Source organism: Microbacterium sp. Z10_103 (assembly GCF_058310455.1).
This window is the reverse complement of record NZ_JBZEGK010000001.1, coordinates 981,670-998,491: the sequence shown is the minus strand read 5'-3', so window position 1 is coordinate 998,491 and position 16,822 is coordinate 981,670. Positions and strand designations below refer to the sequence as shown.

Here is a 16,822-nt window from a genome sequence, read left to right as displayed (position 1 = left end):
CTGACGCCCTGCAAGACTCGGCGCATGCGCATCCCCGCGACCTTCCGCGCCCCCCGGCGGGCACCGCTGCTGCAGGTGCTCAAGTCGGCCATCGCCACGATCGCGGCGTGGGTGATCGCGGCATGGCTCGTGCAGGGCCCGCCGCCGGTCTTCGCGGCCATCGCAGCGCTTCTCGTGGTGCAGCCGAGCGTCAACCAGTCGTTCACGAAAGCGATCGAACGCAGCGTGGGCGTGATCGTCGGTGTGCTCATCGCGTCGACCCTCGGCATCCTCCTCGGGTCGGGCACCTGGGTGATCCTGCTCGCCACCGCCGTCGCGCTCATCGCCGCGTGGGCGCTGAAAATGACCGCGGGGACGGCGAACCAGGTCGGAATAAGCGCGGTGCTCGTGCTGGCGCTGGGCACCGCTACTCCCGGCTACGCCGTGGATCGTGTGCTGGAAACACTGATCGGCGCCGCCATCGGCTTCGTCGTGAACCTCGCCATCGTTCCCCCGATGGCGCTCGCCCCCGCGCGCGAGAAGACCGAAGCGCTCGTCGGCGAGGTCGCCGCCGCCCTCGACCGCCTCGCCGAGGCGCTCGTCGCACCTCAAACGCGCGCTCAGGTGGAGGAATTGCTCCTCACTGCGCGCCTCCTGCGACCCATGCGGGATGGTGCGGAGGCGGCCATCGCCGACGCCGCCGACTCGCTCACCTTCAATCCTCGCGGCCGCCGCCGCCGCGCCGATCTCGCGCGCGTGGAGGCACTGCTGGACGCGTTCACACCGATCCTCACGCAGGTGATCGGGATGACCCGAGCCGTGTACGACCGATACGACCCCTCCATCTCGGACGAACCGTCGGTGCAGGCGATCGCCGAGCAGCTGCGACGTGCCGCCCACGACGCGCGCCTACGGATGTCCAGCGACACCGACCCCTCCGCATCCCCCGCTCCTGCGGCGGAACCGCCGGCGCTGACGCGACCGCTGCAGGTCGCTGCGCCGTCGGGGGATCACTGGATCCTCGTCGGCTCGCTGCTCGTCGACCTGCACCGCATCCACGAGAGCCTCGGCGAGCGCTGACCTCATCCTCCGGCGCTTCGGAGGTCACCGCCCCGGCGCACGTGCAGTGCCGATGCACTTCCGGTGCCGGGTGTCGGCCGACGCAGTCAGGGTCAGCGTGCGAGGGCCTCGGCGATCGGGATGTCGCCCGAACCGAACCGCAGGAAGCGCCCGATGGTGCGATCCTCAGCGAGCGTGGCCGCGATCACCGCCGCCACGTCCGCCCGCGGCACCTCTCCGTCGCCCTCCGGGTCGATCTCGATCCGACCGGTCGGCGGGTCGAGCGTCAGCGTCCCGGGCCCGAGGATCGTCCAGTCCAGACCGCTCGCGCGCAGGTGGTCGTCGGCGGCGAGCTTGGCGTCGGCGTACGCGAAGAAGGAGTTCTCCGGATCCACACCGTGTCCCGGAGACGAGCCGATCCACGAGAGCATGACGTACCTGCGGACGCCCGCCGCCTTCGCCGCATCCATCGTCCGCATCGCCGCATCCCGGTCGACCGCGTACGTGCGCTCGGCAGTGCCGCCGCCCGCCCCGGCTGACCACACGATCGCGTCGAACCCCGCGAACGTCTCGCGCAGTTCACCCCCGTGGCTCTTCTCCATATCGAGCACGAGAGGCGTGGCGCCCCCGGCGGCGACCTCGTCCGCGTGGGCGGGATTGCGGATGACCGACGTCACCTCGTCGCCACGCGCTACCAGAAGCGGCGCGAGAAGCAGCGCGACCTTCCCATGGCCACCGAGAACCAGAACACGCATCAGTGTCTCCCTACCTTTTCGATGGACATGGCCAGGATCACCCGGTCGGCGCTGTCGGGCGGCGGCTGCTGGCCGGCGTTACCGTACCGGCGGCCCAGACGCACATAGAACGCTCCCGTCGGATCCGGGGTGACTTCCACCAACCGCCCCCGCACCTCGATGTAGCGGTGCGGATCGTCCGGGTCGAAGACCGCGAGGCTCATCGACGGGTTCGACTGCAGGTTGCGGAACTTCTGGCGCTGCGTGGTGTGAGTGAACAGGAGTCGGTCACCGTCCCACTCGAACCACATCGGGTTCACCTGCACCGTGCCATCCGGCCTCACGGTGCCCAGCGCTCCGTACAGCGGTTCTTCGAGCAAGTCGCGGAGGTCGTCGGGAATCGGCGCGTCGGTCACGAGTCCACGCTAGAGCCACGCGTAGGCAGGGAACGAGGGGTTGACGCGCGTCATGCGGATGCGGAAACCCGATCCGCCACGATCGCACGCGCGACAGCCCGCCCTGCACGGTTGGCTCCGATCGTCGAGGCTGACGGTCCGTACCCGATGAAGAACACCCGCGGGTCATCGAGAGAGCGCGAGTCGGCGACCCGGAATCCGCCCTGCGGTGTGCGGATGCGGAGCGGGGCGAGGTGTTCCAGCGCGGGGCGGAATCCGGTCGCCCAGAGGATGGCGTCGACCTCCAGGAACGTCCCGTCGGGCATGCGCACACCGTGCTCCTCGATGCGCGTGAACATGGGCAGCCGGTTGAGCACGCCGCGTTCGTGTGCACGGCGCGCCCACGGGGTCCACCGCATCCCCGTGACCGAGATGACGCTCCCCGGCGGTAGCCCCTGACGGACGCGTTCCTCCACGCCGGCAATGGCCGCGACACGGGCCGGGATGTCGAAGTCGTCCTCGATCCATTCGGGCTCGCGGCGGGTCATCCAGAAGGTCGTGGCCACGTGGGAGATCTCCTCGATCAGCTGCACAGCTGACACTCCGGCACCCACGACGATCACCCGCTGCCCGGCGAACTCGTCGGCGGACACGTAGTCGGCGGTGTGCACCTGGCGTCCGCGGAAGCTCTCCTGCCCGGGATAGTGCGGCCAGAAGGGCCGCGTCCAGGTGCCGGTGGCGTTGACGATGTAGCGCGCGGCCCACGTGCCCGAATCCGTCTCGACGAGCACCCGGCCCCGCGGATCGTCGTCGGCGGCGCGCACCGCGGTCACCCGGACGGGGCGCTGCACATCAAGACCGAACCGCTCCTCGTAGTCGGCGAAGTAGGGCGGAAGCACGTCCCGCGCTCGCGCGTTCGGGTCGGCGGGGGGCACTGGATACCCGGGGAGTTCATGGATGCCGTTGACCGTCGCCATCCGCAGCGACGCCCAGCGGTGCTGCCATGCGCCCCCCGGTGCGGCGTTGGCGTCGAGGACGACGAAGGTTGCGACGTCTTCCGGGTCTGCCCGCGTCACGGGCACATACCCCCGGTGGCGCAGGTGATACGCCGCGGAGAGACCGGCTTGGCCGGCGCCGAGCACGGCGACATCCACGTAACGCGGCCCTTCGGGATTCATGTTCATTCGAACGAATGCGCCGAGGCCGCTATTCCGCTGACACGTCACCGTCGACGTAGAGCCAGCGCCCCGCGCGTCGCGCGAAGCGGCTGCGCTCATGGAGGACACCCCGCTCGGCCCCGTTGCGCCAGAACGCACGGAACTCCACCGCCCCGTCGGACTCGGTCGCCGCCGGTGCGTCGACGATCTCCAGCCGCGTCCACTCCAGAGCGCCGTCGAGCTCCACGGACGCAGGACGGGTGCGCGGATGCCACGTCCGCTCCAGGTATGCGGCATCCCCGGAGCGAAAGGCGGTGTACCGCGACCTCATGAGCCGCTCGGGCGTGGGGGCCGGAGCACCGGCCAGCAGCGGCGCACAGCATGCCCCATAGGTGGCGCCGCTTCCGCACGGGCACGCATCGTCGCGGCGGGGCGCGGAGCCCGTGGTGCCGAAAGACATGCGGCCACCCTAGTCGGACGCCGTACCTTCCTCCCCCGCGGCCTCCGCGCACGGATTTCCCACAGGCTGCACCGCCGGCGGCGGCGGGAGTCCGCGGTATCCGTAGCGTGGCCGCAGCGCCGAGAAGGAGCAGCATGAGCGAACCGCAGAGTCCCCCACCGGGCGCCGTGCCCGGCACCGCGCCACCTCCTATGCCGGGGTATGTCCTCCGGCAGCCCTACCCGGGTGCGCCGCCGACATACGCGCCGGTGGCTGCCCCGACTCCGCCGCCCGCGGGCGGCAATCGCTCGGCCCTCTCCGTCACATCCCTCATCCTCGGCATCCTGTGCGTGGTGTTCGGCATCCTCCCGATCTTCGGCACCTCCTTCGTCGCGCCGCTCGTGGTGGTCACGCTGATCTTCGCGGTTATCGCGATCAGCCGGCGGCGCACGTCCCGCCGCCTCCCGGTCATCGCGCTGGTGCTCGCGCTGGTGGGGATCCTTTCCACGGTTTCCTGGTCGGTGCTGCGCTCCGGCTCGGGGATGTGGCCATGGGAATCGCGGCCCCCGTGGGCGGGGCCGAGCCCGCCCGACGCCCCGTTCGAGCCGGAGATCGAAGAGCCCGACCTGCCGCTGCCGCCGGAACTGGGGGTCGACGGCGCCGATGGGCGCGGCGCATCCCGCGACGATCCCCTCCCCTACGGCACAACGGTGACCATCGCCGACGAAACCACCGGCGCAGACGTGTGGGCGATAACGGTGGATGCTCCGGTCGACGCCACGACCGCCGCATCCGAGGCTTCCGACCCTCCGCCGGAGAATGGCGGGTACGTCGCACTCCCGGTCGAACTGACCAACCTCACCGACGTCGCGATCGACCCGGCACGTGAGTTCGACTACACGCTGTACGCGTGGCTGCTCACCGGGGAAGGAGGACGTGCCTCCCCGGCCTACCTGACCGCCGACGCAGGGTTCCCGACGATCTGGGATCTCCATGAGGTGTTGCCCGGCGAGTCGGTGGGATACTTCGAGGTCTTCGACGTGGCGCCGGGCGTCACCGGAACGGGATACCTCGTCCTCGAGTTCCCCGAGGGCGAGCAGGTGTAGTGGGGACCGACCGGGTGAGGCTCAGCGCCGTCACCGCTGCAACGGTCGACGGCATGGTCGCCGGAGTGGGGCCGGGCAGCGGGCCCGGGCGCGGCGGGGTCAGGAATCGATGCGGCGCGCGTTGTAGACGAGGACGTCGGCGTCGCCGTACTCGGCGAACACCGCGACGGCCTCCTCCCGACGGATGCCGCTGACGACCTGGATGCCGCGCCCCTCGAACTGGTCGGCCCAGTCCTCGACGACCGGTCCCTCGTCAAAGCCGCTGAGAGTCTCCAGCTCGGGGCCGTGACCCGCGACGACGAGCGACCGTACGCCGCTCCACATCGTCGCGCCGTAACACATGACGCACGGCCGCCAGTTGACCACGAGCTGCAGGTCGGCACCGGAGGCACCGAGGTCCCACCGACCCAGCGCCGTCTGCGCCAGCCCGATCGCGGTCACCTCCGCGTGCATGGAGCTGAGGCCGGAGCTCAGCACGACATTCACCGCCGCCGAGACGAGCCGGCCGCTTTCCGCCTCGACGACGATCGCGGCGAAGGGGCCCCCATTGCCGGCGCGCCAGTTGCGATCGGCCAGGTCATTGACCAGGTCCATGCGGTCCTCGAGGGACGGCAGAACCTCGGGAAGGTTGGGAAGATCCGCGATGAGCCAGTCGGGCAATGTGGCGGAGAAGGATGTTGCGAGCGTCATGGCCTCATCCTGTCGGATCGATGTTTCCTGCCTGCTACGCGGGATGTCGCGGAATCGCGCGACATTGTGGATAACGGGTGCGCTCGGCGAGCGCCGCTCCTAGCCTGGTGAAATGCTCGCCCGGGTCTGTCGCGCTGTCGCCGTCGCCGTGATCGTCGGCGCGGCCGTGACCGGATGCGTCGGCGCATCCGAGCCCCGCGAGTCCACGCCGGCACCGCTCAGCGACGAGGAGGCCTTCGCCGCGGCCGAGGAGACCTACCGGGCCTACGTCGACGCGCTCAACCAGGTGGATCTGGCCGACCCGGCCACCTTTGAGCCCGTCTACGCCCTGACTACCGGCGACGCTAACGCCTCTGCACGAGAGTCTTTCTCCCAGATGCATGCAGATGGCTGGACCGTGACGGGGGAAAGCGTGGTGGTCTCTGTGTTGGCCGGCGCGGTGACTCGCAACATCGCGTCGGTTGATGTGTGTACGGATGTCTCCGCTGTGGCGCTCATGGACACAACCGGTGCCTCCGTCGTGAGCCCAGACCGCCCCGACATTCAGGCCCTCACTGTTGAGCTCGACCGCGAGGAACGGGCAATCACCAGGTTCGTTCCTCGCGAGGGGCAGTCGCCATGCGGCTAATTGCAGCATTGACCCTCGCCACGAGCCTCCTCGTCCCCACCGGCGCTGTAGAAGCAGTCACGGGGTGTAGCGGAATCGGGTGGCAGAACGCCTGCACCTCGAACTCCGGGTCGCAGATCGACATCGTCGGCGAGCGAGAACAACCCGGCCGCAACGGCGGCGGAGGCGGGAACGGCACCCGTGGCGGCGGTGGGGGTACGGGAGCGGGTGGCGACGATGCGCCCTCGAACGCGAGTCCCGCACGCGCCGACGGGTGCACCGAGATCTTCGGCTCGCGCGGCGATTCGTTCCTGGTCTGCCCGGCCGACGCGGATGAGGAGGAGGTGGCACCGGGAATCCCTCCGGTGACCGCGCGTGACCTGGCGAGCTTCGCGCCGGCTCGTCCGTCACTCGGCAGCGAGCCCGAGGGCGTGGGCGTTGTGGGGATGCCCGCGAACTTCGTGGCATCCGCGGCCCCGCAGACCATCGCAGGCACGCTCTTCGGGCGACCCGTCACGGTCCAGTTCACTCCATCCGCCTTCGTCTTCGATTACGGAGATGGGGCGACGGGCCGCTCGATGTCAGGCGGAGCATCCTGGCAGAACCTCGGCCAGGCGCAGTTCACGCCGACGCCGACGAGTCACTCCTACGGCGAGCGCGGCACCTACGACGTGTCGGTCACGATCGAGTACACCGCGGCCGTCGACTTCGGCACGGGCTCGTGGTTTCCCGTACGAGGCGTCGTCACCGCGACCACTGCCGGCTACCCCGTGGAGATCTTCGAAGTCCGAACGGCACTGGTCGATAAGACCTGCCTAGAGAACCCCTCCGGTCCCGGGTGCTGATTGCGCCCGCTTCTAGTCTTGCGGCGAGGCCGCCGACGCCGACGAGACCTGGCCCGACCCTTCCCGGCGCAGCCGCAGCGCGTTCCGCACGTAGGTGAAGGTGAGGATTCCGAACGTGAAGAGGATGGCGGCCCCGGCGAGGACCCCGAAGCCGTTCGTTCCCTCGACGATTCGCGAGACCAGGATCACCGCGCCGGCGGCGGCGGCGAAGGCGTAGAGAATCGCCATGCCGACGGCGCCTCGGAAGCTGGTGGTCATCATCGCGAACATGCCGTCACTGTATCGGCACAGATGGGGCCGACAGTAACCGGTCGAGTTGTCCTCGCGTGGGAGGATGTGCCCATGTCCGACCGGCTCATGTTGCTCGATACCGCGTCGCTGTACTTCCGCGCGTTCTACGGGGTTCCCGACACCGTCCGTGCACCCGACGGAACGCCGGTGAACGCCGTCCGCGGGCTCCTCGACATCATCGCGAAACTCGTCACCACCTACCATCCGACGCACCTGGTCGCGTGCTGGGACGACGACTGGCGTCCGCAGTGGCGGGTCGACCTCATCCCGAGCTACAAGACGCACCGGGTGGCCGAAGTCATCGTCGACGCGCCGGATGTGGAAGTGGTGCCCGACCCGCTGGAGGCCCAGATCCCCGTGATCCGCGAGTCCCTCGGCGTGCTGGGCATCCCGATCGCCGGGGCCGCCGAGCACGAGGCGGACGACGTCATCGGGACGCTGGCGACCCGTGCCACCCTTCCGGTCGACATCGTCACCGGCGACCGCGACCTGTTCCAGCTGATCGACGACGACCGCGACATCCGCGTCATCTACACCGCGCGCGGGATGAGCAACCTCGACGTGGTCACCGACACCACCCTCGTGGCCAAGTACGGGGTGCACGCATCGCAGTACGCCGACTTCGCCGCCCTCCGCGGCGACAGCTCCGATGGGCTGCCGGGCGTCGCCGGCATCGGCGAGAAGTCCGCCGCCACGCTCCTGGCCGCCCACGGTGATCTCGCCGGCATCGTCGCCGCAGCCGAAGCCGGCGAAGGGATGACCGCGGGTCAGCGCGCGAAGATGCTGGCGGGTGCCGCCTATCTGGCCGTCGCACCGACGGTCGTCGAGGTCGTACGCGACCTGGACCTGCCCGCGATCGACGACCGGCTCCCCGCTGTCGACGACGCACGGCGGGCCGCGGCCGAGGCCCTCGCGCAGCAATGGAATCTCGGTTCCTCCATGTCCCGCGCCCTGGACGCCCTCGCCTAGCCGCAAACCCGCACGTCGCGGCCCCGGAGGGACCATGGCGTACTCCTCGGGGAGTACGCGGACGGCCTCCCCCGCTGCGACGTGGCCCAGCGCCCCGCGGCGTAGCATCATGCGCATGCGGAGCGACGCCGGCGGGGACGAACCCCGCTTCGGCCCCTCGTCCTCCCTGGTCCTGACCGTTCCGGCAGTCATCGCGTTCTTCGTTCAGGTGCCGGCGAGCATCGCGACATCGGTGTGGTCGCGCGTTCCCCCGCTCCTCGCGGCCGTGTCGGTCGGGATCGCCATCGCGGCGGCCGTTGCGCTTCTGGGCGCCCGTCGCTGGCCCGGCCCGACCGTGGCCGTCGTCAGCGCGCTCACACTCGCCGCGGTACTGCTGCCACCCGACGGCGGACCACCCATCATCGCCATCGCCTTCGCGATCATCGGCGCGGTGGCCCGCGGTGCACGGCTCTGGGCGATCCTCTCCGTCGGCATCGCCTGGACCGCCGCCGTCGTGGCTGCGGGCTTCCAGGATGTGACGCCTTTCCCCGAGGGGTCGGTCTTCGGGGGCGTCCCGTGGCATCCGTTCCGCATCGCCCTGACGACCCTCGGGCTCATCGCCTGCTTCGCCATCGGCGAGGCGATCCGCACACGAGTCGCGTCGTCAGAGGCCCGGCGCCGTCAACTGGCCGAGCGGCAGCGCGCCGTCGAGCAGGAAGAGCGGGCTCGCATCGCCCGTGAACTGCACGATGTGCTTGCCCACTCGCTCAGTCAGATCGCCGTCCAGTCCGGTGTGGGTCTGCATCTGTTCGATCGCGAACCCGAGAAGGCGCGCGAGGCGCTGGCGAGCATCCGCGAGCTCAGCGCGACGGGGCTCGACGAGGTCCGCGGGGTACTCGGGTTCCTGCGCGGCGACGAACGCGTCCCGACCGCCCCGCTCACCCCACAGCCCCAGCTCGCCGATCTGCCCGCGCTGGTGGCTGCCCGCAGCGGCCTCGGGCTCGCTGTCACGCTCGACGATCGCACGGGCGAGGATGCTCCGCCCAGCGCCGTGCAGACCACCGCCTACCGAATCGCACAGGAAGCGCTCACCAACGTCGTCCGCCACTCATCCGCTTCCTCCGGGACGGTCACTGTGACCCGGGATGGCGCCGACCTGGTCATACAGGTGATCGATGACGGCACCGGGATGCCTCCCGGTCGCGCGCCGGGCGGCGGCATCCGCGGCATGCGAGAACGCGCCGAACTCGCCGGCGGCACGGTCGAGATCGGAACGCGGAGCGGCCGGGGCACCGAGGTCATCGCGCGTCTTCCGTGGGAAGGACCCCGATGATCCGCGTCGCGCTCGCCGACGACCACCAGCTCGTCCGGGCGGGGTTCCGCGCCCTGCTGGAGTCCGAACCCGACATCGAGGTGGTCGCCGAAGCCTCGGGCGGGCAGGACCTCCTCGCCGCTCTGCGCAACCAGCCGGTGGATGTCGCGCTTTTGGACATCCGTATGCCCGACGGCGACGGACTGTGGACGACCGAACAGATCGCCGCTGATCCGGCCCTCTCCGCCATCCGAGTGGTCATCGTGACCACCTTCGAGCTGGACGAATACGTAGCACGCGCCATCCGCGCCGGCGCAAGCGGTTTCCTCGTCAAAGACACCGAGCCGACCGACCTCATCCGCGCTGTGCGGGTCGTCGCCGCCGGGGATGCGCTCCTGTCGCCGGGCATCACCCGGCGGCTCCTCGAACTCGCGGCCGGGGGCTTGCGGGTGAACCCCGACCCGGGAGTGCTCCGCGGGCTCACCGACCGCGAACGCGAGGTTCTGCGGCTGGTCGCCCACGGCCTGACCAACGACGAGATCGCCGCAGAACTGTTCCTTTCCCCGCTGACGGCGAAGACTCATGTCTCGCGCATCATGCAGAAAGTGCAGGCGCGCGATCGCGTGCAGCTGGTGGTGCTCGCCTACGAGTCCGGCCTCATCACCCCGGGCTGGTCGTAGGGCCTCACCCCGACCGATCGGGTACTCCGCCGAGAGCACCGCGGATGACTCCCCCGGCCGGATTCGCCGACCGCGCGGGCGGAGTGGACTCGGAGCATCCGGTCGCGGACCCGCCGCGCCCGGACGGAAGGACGAAATGTCAGTCACGCTTGCGGCAGTCGCCGCACATTCCCCCGCGTGGGGCGGCGGTGCCTGGGGCGGTCCGGGCCCCGGCCTGTGGTTCCTCCTGATCCCGCTGTTCTGGGTCGCGGTCATCGCGGTGTTCTTCGCGGTGTTCGGCCGCCGTTGGCGTCGCGCGGCTGCCCAGAACGGCTACGGCCCGCACGGGCGGCTCAGCCCCGCACGGCAGGCGGAGGCCACCCTCGCCCAGCGATTCGCGAAGGGCGACATCGACGAGACGGAGTACCGCGCCCGACTCGAGGTCATTCGCACGAACGCTCTCTGACGCCGTGTCGGTCGCGCCGTCCTCAGCGGGCGGCGCGACGCACCGCGCTGAACGCCGCGGCCAAGAGGACGGTGTAGACGGCGGATGCTCCGATCAGCAGCGTCAGCGCGCTTGCCCAGTCGCCGGAGGTCTCGTGCAGGGCACCGAGCACGGGGCCCGCGAGGGCGCCGATCGCGTAGCCGCCTCCTTGGACGAAGGCCGACATGCCCGCCGCCTCCGCATCCGTGCGTGCCGCCTGAACGAGCACGCTGAAGACGGCGACGAACCCGCCCGAGTGTCCGATCGCACCAATTGCCAGCCACAGCAGCATGAGCGATGGCGCCGTGAGGGCTCCGACGGTCAGCGTGATCCAGCTGCCGCTGATCACCACGACCGTCACCCACGGTGGGGCGACGCGGGTGAGCAGTGGCACGACGAACGCGCCGATGATGCCCGCGCCTTGGAAGACCGATGCCAAGGCACCTGCCGCGGTGCGGTCCAGCGCCAGCACGTCGCCGGTGAGCACCGGCAGCCACGTCGTGAATCCGAAGTAGATGAACGTCTGGCAGGCGAAAGTCGCCAGGAGGAGCCACGGCACCGGCCGGCGCAGGAAGGATCCGCCGTGCGCCGAGATGACGGGCATGGGACCGGTGAGGGTCCGCGGGTCGATGTCGTTCGACGCCGCCGGCGTGCGCGTGGGCGGCTCGCCGGAGTACCGCTCGTCGGCATCGACGCCGGCGCGGCGCCAGCGCACGAGGTGCGTGCTCCACAGTGCGATGCCGGCGACCGCCAGCACCGACCAGAGGAGGAGCGCGACCGGCCATCCGCCGAGCGCTGCCAACGGCGCGGTGAGGAGCGATGTCAGAAGCGACCCGGCGTTGAGCATCGCGACGTAGGCGGCGGTGACGAGGCTCACCCGGTCCGGCGGAACGTCGCGCCGGATGATCACCGGGATCACCACATTGCCGACCGTGATGGCCGCACCGATCACGATCGTCCCGGCCAGCATCCATCCGAATCCGGGGAGAGCGCGAACGACGGTACCGGCGAGCACGCCCACCAGCGAGATCAGCAGCGCGAGCTCCGGACCGGAGCGGCGGATGACGTACGCCGCGACCGGCGTCAGGATCGCGAACATGAGCACCGGCGCCGTCGTGAGGAGCGCCACCGTGGTGGCACCCAGCCCGAGGTCGTGCTCGATGTCGCGGAGCACCGGGGTCGGCGCGACGATCGGGCCGCGGAGACTCAACGCGGCCACCAGGACGCCGGAGATGAGCAGCCACGGGAGAGCCCTGCCCCCGGCGGAACCACGCGGGGAGGTCATCGTCCCAGTGTAGAAGCGGGTCAGCGGCTCCGGCCGAGCCAATCTCGGAGCTTATCCAGCGGCCAGGTGGTGACGATCCGGTCGGCCGGGATGCCGGCGGCCTCCGCTCGCGCGGCGCCATAATCCAGCAGCGACAGCTGCCCAGGCGCGTGCGCGTCGGAATCGATGGAGAAAAGGCAGCCCTTCTCCAGGGCGATCGCGATCAGCTCGTCCGGCGGATCCTGGCGCTCGGGACGGGAGTTGATCTCGACCGCCACGCCGTGGGCGGCGCACGCCTCGAACACCGCGTGCGGGTCGAGCGACGACGGCGGGCGGGTCCCGCGCGCCCCCTCCACGAGTCGCCCCGTGACGTGCCCGAGGACGTCGGTGTGCCGATCGGAGACCGCCGCCACGAGCCTACGCGTCATGGGCGCGCGTTCCATCCGCAGCAGGGAGTGGGCCGAGGCGACGACCACGTCCAGTTCGTCCAGCAGTGCGTCCTCCTGATCGAGCGCCCCGTCTTCGAGGATGTCGACCTCGATGCCGGCAAGGAGGGTGAAGCCCTCCCCGCTCATCCCCGCCACGACCTTCAGCTGCTCGCGCAGGCGCTCCGGCGACAATCCGTTCGCCACCCGCAGGCGGGGAGAGTGGTCGGTGAGCGCCAGGTATTCGTGGCCGAGGCGCCGCGCCGCATCCACCATCGCCTCGATCGGGGTGAGCCCGTCACTCCAATCGCTGTGACTGTGCAGGTCACCGCGGAGCGCGGCGCGAAGCTCCGACGGCCCGGCGATGCCGGCCTTCTCGCGCAGCGAAGCCAGGTACTCCGGCACGTCGCCGGCGAGGGCCTGCTGGATCACGGCGAACGTCGAGTCTCCGATGCCCTTCCGCCGTCTCAGCCCGGGGTCGCGCAGCTGCGCGTCATCCAGGCCCGCGATCGCATCGGCCGCTGAGCGGAAGGCCTTCGACTTGTAGCGGCTGGACCGTTCCCGCTCGAGGAGATAGGCGATCTCGGTGAGGGCGTCGAGCGGGTCCATGTCTCAGCCCGCCAGCTCCTGGGTGGTGGTGGCCCATGCATCCAGCTTCGCGGCGGCACGCCCATCGTCGATGGCGGCGGAAGCCTCCGCCAACGCTTCGGCGAGCCGCTCCACGATCGGCCGCTGCACCTCGGTGGAATCACGGAAGAGCCGATACGCCACGATTCCGGCCGCCGCGTTGAGGAGCACGATGTCGCGCACCGGCCCGCCGTCGCCCGCGAGTACGCGTCGCACCACCTCGGCGTTGTGCTGCGGGTCACCGCCCAGCAGGTCGTCGATGTCGGCCAGGGGAATGCCGAGATCCCGCGGGTCGAGGTCGTGCTCGTGCACGTCGCCGAGGCTGATCTCCCACACCCGGCTGTGCCCCGTCGTGGTCAGCTCGTCCAAGCCGTCGTCGCCGCGGAACACCAGCGCCGTGGCTCCGCGGGTGCGGAAGACCCCGGTGATCAGCGGCACGCGGTCGAGGTGCGCGACTCCCACGGCGTTGGCCTCGGCGCGCGCGGGGTTGCACAGGGGCCCCAGGAAATTGAAGACGGTCGGCACCCCGAGCTCCACACGCGTCGGGCCCGCGTGCCGGAATCCCGGATGGAACGCCGCGGCGAAAGCGAACGTGATGCCCGTACGGGCCAGGGTCTCGGCGACGGCCTCGGGACTGAGTGTGAGATCGATTCCCAGTGCCGAGAGCACGTCGGAAGAGCCCGAAGAGGAGCTCGCCGCGCGGTTGCCGTGTTTCACCACGGGGACGCCGGATGCGGCGGCCACGATGGCAGCCATGCTCGAGACGTTCACCGTCCCGTAGCGGTCGCCGCCCGTTCCGACGATGTCGAGGACCTCCGCGGGAACCGGGAGGGGCAGGGCTGCTTCCAGGATGGCGTCGCGGAATCCCACGATCTCATCCACCGTCTCGCCCTTGGCCCGCAGAGCAACGAGGAACCCGGCCAGCTGCGACGGGGTCGCCTCCCCCTGCATGATCCGGCGCATCGCCCAGGTGGACTCCGACACGCTGAGGTCGTTCCCGCCGAGAAGACTCGTGAGGATTTCAGGCCACGCATACCGCTCCACCATGCAGCGATCTTATCGGCGGGCTGTTGCGCGGCCCGCCCGCGGTCTCACCGGGAACGCGGGGCGAACTCCCGGCCGTTTTTTAGGCTTCCCTTATCTCGGCACCAGGTGTACTGGGCATCTCAGTGCCAAAACCTGAGCGGGGAATCGGCCATAATGGGTGGTGTGACGACGCCAGCGACATACCCCCAGGCACTCAGGTCCGTGAAACGGCCGGACCCGGTCGCGGTCGGGACCATCGTCTGGCTCGGCAGCGAAGTGATGTTCTTCGCCGGGCTCTTCGCGATCTACTTCACGCTGCGCAGCACCTCGCCGGACCTGTGGGCCGAAGAGACGCAGCTGCTGAACGTCCCGTACGCGCTGGTCAACACGATCATCCTCGTGCTGTCGTCCGTGACCTGCCAGATGGGTGTCTTCGCCGCCGAGCGTTACCAGCCGTACCGCACGGGCGCGAGCCCGCTGCGGTGGGGAATGGTCGAGTGGTTCTATCTCACCTTCGCCCTGGGCGCCATCTTCGTCTCGGGTCAGGTCTGGGAGTACGCCCAGCTGGTCGCGGAGGGCATGCCGATCACGGCCAACCCGTACGCGTCGGCCTTCTACATCACGACCGGCTTCCACGCACTTCACGTCACCGGCGGGCTGATCGCCTTCCTCTTCGTGATCGGACGTGCGTACGCGGTCAAGAACTTCGGGCGCAAGGAGATGACCACCTCCATCGTCGTGTCGTACTACTGGCACTTCGTCGACGTGGTCTGGATCGCCCTGTTCCTCGTCATCTACTTCCTGAAATAGAGCGGAGCTCCACCTCGACATGGCACGTGAGAAGAAGCAACGCTCGAACGGCCGCCGCAGCCCACTGGCAGCCGCTGCCCTGATCGGCATCGGCCTGCTGGTCACCGGCGGTCTGTACGCCGGTGCGACCGCGGCGATCGCCGCCACCGAAGACGATTCCGCCACCGCATCCACCCTGACGGTGGATGACGGCAAGAAGCTTTTCCAGGCCAACTGCGCCACCTGCCACGGCATGGACCTCGAGGGGTCGGAGAACGGCCCCTCGCTGTATGGCGTCGGCGAGCTGTCGGTGCACTTCCAGGTCTCCACAGGCCGCATGCCGCTGCAGGCGCAGGCCCCGCAGGCCCCGCAGAAGCCGGTGCAGTTCACGGACGACCAGATCGCCGCGATGGCCGCCTACGTGCAGTCCAGCGCGCCCGGACCGACCTTCCCCGATGAGGAGGTGCTGGACGGAGAGGGTGACGTCGCCGAAGGCGCCGAGCTGTTCCGCATCAACTGCGCGATGTGCCACAACGTCGCCGGTGCCGGTGGCGCACTGACCGAAGGCAAGTACGCCCCCGGTCTGCACACCACCAGCGAGCTGAACATGTACGCGGCCATGGTCACCGGACCGCAGAACATGCCGGTGTTCAACGACCTGAACCTCACCCTCGAGGACAAGCGCGACATCATCTCCTACCTGGTGTTCTTGCAGGAGAACGATTCGCCCGGCGGTTACGCGCTCGGTTCGCTCGGACCGGTCGCTGAAGGGTTGTTCATCTGGATCTTCGGTATCGGCGCACTCATCGCGCTGACCGTGTGGATCACGGCGAAGTCCAACTGATAGTCGCCTTAACGGCATTCCGGAACGTACGAGGAGCAGCATGGCACACGAGGACAACGCGCTCGAGCACGAGAGGGCTTCCTGGAAGCCTTCTTCGGGGCTCGCGGTCGCGGTGACGGACCCCGTGAGGAATCCTGAGCTCCCACCGCACCGCGCGCGCATGACCGATAAGGACCCGAAGGCGATGCGCCGCGCGGTCCGCACCGTCTACACGCTGTTCTACCTCTCGGTGGCCGCGAGCATCTGGGCCATCGCGGCCTACATGCTCTTCCCCATCGAGTCAGGCTCGCTCCTGGACATCCGCTACAACAACCTCTTCATCGGGCTCGGCATCGGCCTCGCGCTGCTGGCGATCGGCCTCGGAGCCATTCACTGGTCCAAGGCCGTGATGTCCGACAAGGAGTACATCGAGCCCCGCCACGCCACGCGCGGCCGCGACAGCACACGCTCGGCTGCCGTGCAGGTCTTCGTCGACGCGAACGAGGAGTCCGGCTTCGGGCGCCGCACGATGATCCGGAACTCGCTGTTCGCCGCGCTGGCGGCGTCGATCCTCCCGGGGATCACGCTCTTCCGTGGACTGGCGCCGGAGAACTCCCCGGAGCACCCGCATGCCGGCGACCCGGTGTACCTCCTCAGCCACACGATGTGGAAGGAAGGCTCTCGCCTCGCACAGGATCCGTCCGGTCGCCCCATCCGGGCCTCCGAGGTGACCCTGGGCTCCGCATTCCACGTCATTCCGGAAGAGCTCGCCGGTGTCAGCCACCACGACGGCTACCTGGAAGAGAAGGCCAAGGCCATCGTCCTGCTGATGCGCCTCCTGCCCGAAGATCTTCACGAATCCGAGGACAAGAAGGACTGGTCCTACGACGGCATCGTCGCCTACTCCAAGGTGTGCACGCACGTCGGATGCCCCGTCGCCCTGTACGAACAGCACACTCACCACCTTCTCTGCCCCTGCCACCAGTCGCAGTTCGACGTCGCCAACGGCGCGGCCGTCATCTTCGGCCCGGCCGCCCGTCCCCTGCCGCAGCTTCCGATCACGGTCGACGACGAGGGTTACCTCGTCGCCCGCAGTGACTTCCATGAGCCCGTCGGCCCCAGCTTCTGGGAGCGCCATTGAGTACCACGACTCATCCCACAGA

The 16,822-nt window shown here is 69.6% G+C and carries 20 protein-coding genes; 11 read left to right on the top strand and 9 right to left on the bottom strand.

Translation table 11 applies throughout. From position 1 onward, the window contains the following. Positions 1–24: 24 nt before the first annotated feature. Complete coding sequence (locus tag AC4FS2_RS04610; protein WP_491153221.1) at positions 25–1,059, top strand: FUSC family protein; 1,035 nt, start codon at positions 25–27, stop codon at positions 1,057–1,059. Between the two features lie 92 nt (positions 1,060–1,151). On the opposite strand, the gene AC4FS2_RS04605 is transcribed toward AC4FS2_RS04610, so the two are convergent. From AC4FS2_RS04605 to AC4FS2_RS04590, 4 genes are read right to left on the bottom strand one after another with little or no spacing between them, the layout of a single operon-like run. Then, entirely contained in the window at positions 1,152–1,796 is a 645-nt protein-coding gene (locus tag AC4FS2_RS04605; RefSeq protein WP_491155644.1) for an SDR family oxidoreductase, read from the bottom strand. After that, positions 1,793–2,188: a PPOX class F420-dependent oxidoreductase gene (locus tag AC4FS2_RS04600; RefSeq protein WP_491153222.1), complete on the bottom strand. Its 396-nt coding sequence runs from the start codon at positions 2,186–2,188 to the stop codon at positions 1,793–1,795. The genes AC4FS2_RS04605 and AC4FS2_RS04600 overlap by 4 nt, the downstream gene beginning before the upstream one ends. Before the next feature lie 50 nt (positions 2,189–2,238). After that, on the bottom strand, positions 2,239–3,345 hold the full coding sequence (locus tag AC4FS2_RS04595) for an FAD-dependent oxidoreductase (RefSeq protein WP_491153223.1): 1,107 nt from the start codon (positions 3,343–3,345) through the stop codon (positions 2,239–2,241). A 28-nt stretch (positions 3,346–3,373) separates the two neighbouring features. Continuing rightward, the gene (locus AC4FS2_RS04590; protein WP_491153224.1) at positions 3,374–3,784 is read right to left on the bottom strand and encodes a YchJ family protein; all 411 of its coding nucleotides are present in this window, start codon (positions 3,782–3,784) and stop codon (positions 3,374–3,376) included. Positions 3,785–3,918: 134 nt separating this feature from the next. Here AC4FS2_RS04590 and AC4FS2_RS04585 point away from each other — a divergent pair, with 134 nt between their 5' ends. Further along, a complete protein-coding gene (locus AC4FS2_RS04585; RefSeq protein ID WP_491153225.1) occupies positions 3,919–4,869 on the top strand; it encodes a CD20-like domain-containing protein in 951 nt (316 codons plus the stop codon). Between the two features lie 99 nt (positions 4,870–4,968). On the opposite strand, the gene AC4FS2_RS04580 is transcribed toward AC4FS2_RS04585, so the two are convergent. Next, complete coding sequence (locus AC4FS2_RS04580; protein WP_491153226.1) at positions 4,969–5,559, bottom strand: nucleoside deaminase; 591 nt, start codon at positions 5,557–5,559, stop codon at positions 4,969–4,971. Positions 5,560–5,671: 112 nt separating this feature from the next. Here AC4FS2_RS04580 and AC4FS2_RS04575 point away from each other — a divergent pair, with 112 nt between their 5' ends. Both AC4FS2_RS04575 and AC4FS2_RS04570 read left to right on the top strand, forming a co-directional pair. Continuing rightward, positions 5,672–6,187 (top strand): hypothetical protein, encoded by a 516-nt coding sequence (locus AC4FS2_RS04575; RefSeq protein ID WP_491176378.1) that lies wholly within the window; start codon positions 5,672–5,674, stop codon positions 6,185–6,187. Further along, entirely contained in the window at positions 6,178–7,011 is an 834-nt protein-coding gene (locus AC4FS2_RS04570) for a hypothetical protein (RefSeq protein ID WP_491176377.1), read from the top strand. The genes AC4FS2_RS04575 and AC4FS2_RS04570 overlap by 10 nt, the downstream gene beginning before the upstream one ends. A gap of 12 nt (positions 7,012–7,023) precedes the next feature. On the opposite strand, the gene AC4FS2_RS04565 is transcribed toward AC4FS2_RS04570, so the two are convergent. Further along, positions 7,024–7,281, bottom strand: a complete 258-nt coding sequence (locus AC4FS2_RS04565) for a hypothetical protein (protein WP_491153229.1) — start codon at positions 7,279–7,281, stop codon at positions 7,024–7,026. Between the two features lie 72 nt (positions 7,282–7,353). On the opposite strand from AC4FS2_RS04565, the gene AC4FS2_RS04560 reads away from it, so the two are divergent. The 4 genes from AC4FS2_RS04560 to AC4FS2_RS04545 all read left to right on the top strand — a co-directional run bounded on the left by AC4FS2_RS04560 (position 7,354) and on the right by AC4FS2_RS04545 (position 10,687). Beyond that, on the top strand, positions 7,354–8,271 hold the full coding sequence (locus AC4FS2_RS04560) for a 5'-3' exonuclease (RefSeq protein ID WP_491153230.1): 918 nt from the start codon (positions 7,354–7,356) through the stop codon (positions 8,269–8,271). Positions 8,272–8,386: 115 nt separating this feature from the next. After that, complete coding sequence (locus tag AC4FS2_RS04555) at positions 8,387–9,583, top strand: sensor histidine kinase (RefSeq protein WP_491153231.1); 1,197 nt, start codon at positions 8,387–8,389, stop codon at positions 9,581–9,583. Next, the gene (locus AC4FS2_RS04550) at positions 9,580–10,242 is read left to right on the top strand and encodes a response regulator (protein WP_491153232.1); all 663 of its coding nucleotides are present in this window, start codon (positions 9,580–9,582) and stop codon (positions 10,240–10,242) included. Before AC4FS2_RS04555 ends, AC4FS2_RS04550 begins: the two co-directional genes overlap by 4 nt. A 136-nt stretch (positions 10,243–10,378) precedes the next feature. Then, entirely contained in the window at positions 10,379–10,687 is a 309-nt protein-coding gene (locus tag AC4FS2_RS04545) for an SHOCT domain-containing protein (protein ID WP_491153233.1), read from the top strand. A 22-nt stretch (positions 10,688–10,709) separates the two neighbouring features. Here AC4FS2_RS04545 and AC4FS2_RS04540 read toward each other — a convergent pair whose 3' ends face one another. From AC4FS2_RS04540 to trpD, 3 genes are read right to left on the bottom strand one after another with little or no spacing between them, the layout of a single operon-like run. After that, on the bottom strand, positions 10,710–11,990 hold the full coding sequence (locus tag AC4FS2_RS04540; RefSeq protein ID WP_491153234.1) for an MFS transporter: 1,281 nt from the start codon (positions 11,988–11,990) through the stop codon (positions 10,710–10,712). A 20-nt stretch (positions 11,991–12,010) separates the two neighbouring features. Beyond that, positions 12,011–13,003, bottom strand: a complete 993-nt coding sequence (locus tag AC4FS2_RS04535) for a PHP domain-containing protein (protein WP_491153235.1) — start codon at positions 13,001–13,003, stop codon at positions 12,011–12,013. Between the two features lie 3 nt (positions 13,004–13,006). Then, complete coding sequence (gene trpD, locus AC4FS2_RS04530; protein WP_491176375.1) at positions 13,007–14,068, bottom strand: anthranilate phosphoribosyltransferase; 1,062 nt, start codon at positions 14,066–14,068, stop codon at positions 13,007–13,009. A gap of 153 nt (positions 14,069–14,221) precedes the next feature. Here trpD and ctaE point away from each other — a divergent pair, with 153 nt between their 5' ends. Genes ctaE through qcrA form a run of 3 tightly spaced genes read left to right on the top strand, consistent with a single transcriptional unit; the run spans position 14,222 to position 16,800 of the window. Continuing rightward, on the top strand, positions 14,222–14,857 hold the full coding sequence (ctaE, locus tag AC4FS2_RS04525) for an aa3-type cytochrome oxidase subunit III (protein WP_491153237.1): 636 nt from the start codon (positions 14,222–14,224) through the stop codon (positions 14,855–14,857). 19 nt (positions 14,858–14,876) lie between these two features. Then, positions 14,877–15,680: a cytochrome bc1 complex diheme cytochrome c subunit gene (gene qcrC / locus AC4FS2_RS04520; RefSeq protein WP_491153238.1), complete on the top strand. Its 804-nt coding sequence runs from the start codon at positions 14,877–14,879 to the stop codon at positions 15,678–15,680. Between the two features lie 40 nt (positions 15,681–15,720). Then, on the top strand, positions 15,721–16,800 hold the full coding sequence (qcrA, locus tag AC4FS2_RS04515; RefSeq protein WP_491153239.1) for a cytochrome bc1 complex Rieske iron-sulfur subunit: 1,080 nt from the start codon (positions 15,721–15,723) through the stop codon (positions 16,798–16,800). Positions 16,801–16,822: the final 22 nt, after the last annotated feature.

Coding starts and splice junctions, on each gene's coding strand:
- AC4FS2_RS04555 (WP_491153231.1), top strand. CDS start 8,387: ATGCGGAGCGACGCCGGCGGGGACGAACCCCGCTTCGGCCCCTCGTCC.
- AC4FS2_RS04545 (WP_491153233.1), top strand. CDS start 10,379: ATGTCAGTCACGCTTGCGGCAGTCGCCGCACATTCCCCCGCGTGGGGC.
- AC4FS2_RS04570 (WP_491176377.1), top strand. CDS start 6,178: ATGCGGCTAATTGCAGCATTGACCCTCGCCACGAGCCTCCTCGTCCCC.
- AC4FS2_RS04535 (WP_491153235.1), bottom strand. CDS start 13,003: ATGGACCCGCTCGACGCCCTCACCGAGATCGCCTATCTCCTCGAGCGG.
- AC4FS2_RS04575 (WP_491176378.1), top strand. CDS start 5,672: ATGCTCGCCCGGGTCTGTCGCGCTGTCGCCGTCGCCGTGATCGTCGGC.
- ctaE (WP_491153237.1), top strand. CDS start 14,222: ATGGGTGGTGTGACGACGCCAGCGACATACCCCCAGGCACTCAGGTCC.
- AC4FS2_RS04595 (WP_491153223.1), bottom strand. CDS start 3,345: ATGAATCCCGAAGGGCCGCGTTACGTGGATGTCGCCGTGCTCGGCGCC.
- AC4FS2_RS04590 (WP_491153224.1), bottom strand. CDS start 3,784: ATGTCTTTCGGCACCACGGGCTCCGCGCCCCGCCGCGACGATGCGTGC.
- AC4FS2_RS04560 (WP_491153230.1), top strand. CDS start 7,354: ATGTCCGACCGGCTCATGTTGCTCGATACCGCGTCGCTGTACTTCCGC.
- qcrA (WP_491153239.1), top strand. CDS start 15,721: ATGGCACACGAGGACAACGCGCTCGAGCACGAGAGGGCTTCCTGGAAG.
- trpD (WP_491176375.1), bottom strand. CDS start 14,068: ATGGTGGAGCGGTATGCGTGGCCTGAAATCCTCACGAGTCTTCTCGGC.
- AC4FS2_RS04550 (WP_491153232.1), top strand. CDS start 9,580: ATGATCCGCGTCGCGCTCGCCGACGACCACCAGCTCGTCCGGGCGGGG.
- qcrC (WP_491153238.1), top strand. CDS start 14,877: ATGGCACGTGAGAAGAAGCAACGCTCGAACGGCCGCCGCAGCCCACTG.
- AC4FS2_RS04610 (WP_491153221.1), top strand. CDS start 25: ATGCGCATCCCCGCGACCTTCCGCGCCCCCCGGCGGGCACCGCTGCTG.
- AC4FS2_RS04540 (WP_491153234.1), bottom strand. CDS start 11,990: ATGACCTCCCCGCGTGGTTCCGCCGGGGGCAGGGCTCTCCCGTGGCTG.
- AC4FS2_RS04585 (WP_491153225.1), top strand. CDS start 3,919: ATGAGCGAACCGCAGAGTCCCCCACCGGGCGCCGTGCCCGGCACCGCG.
- AC4FS2_RS04580 (WP_491153226.1), bottom strand. CDS start 5,559: ATGACGCTCGCAACATCCTTCTCCGCCACATTGCCCGACTGGCTCATC.
- AC4FS2_RS04565 (WP_491153229.1), bottom strand. CDS start 7,281: ATGTTCGCGATGATGACCACCAGCTTCCGAGGCGCCGTCGGCATGGCG.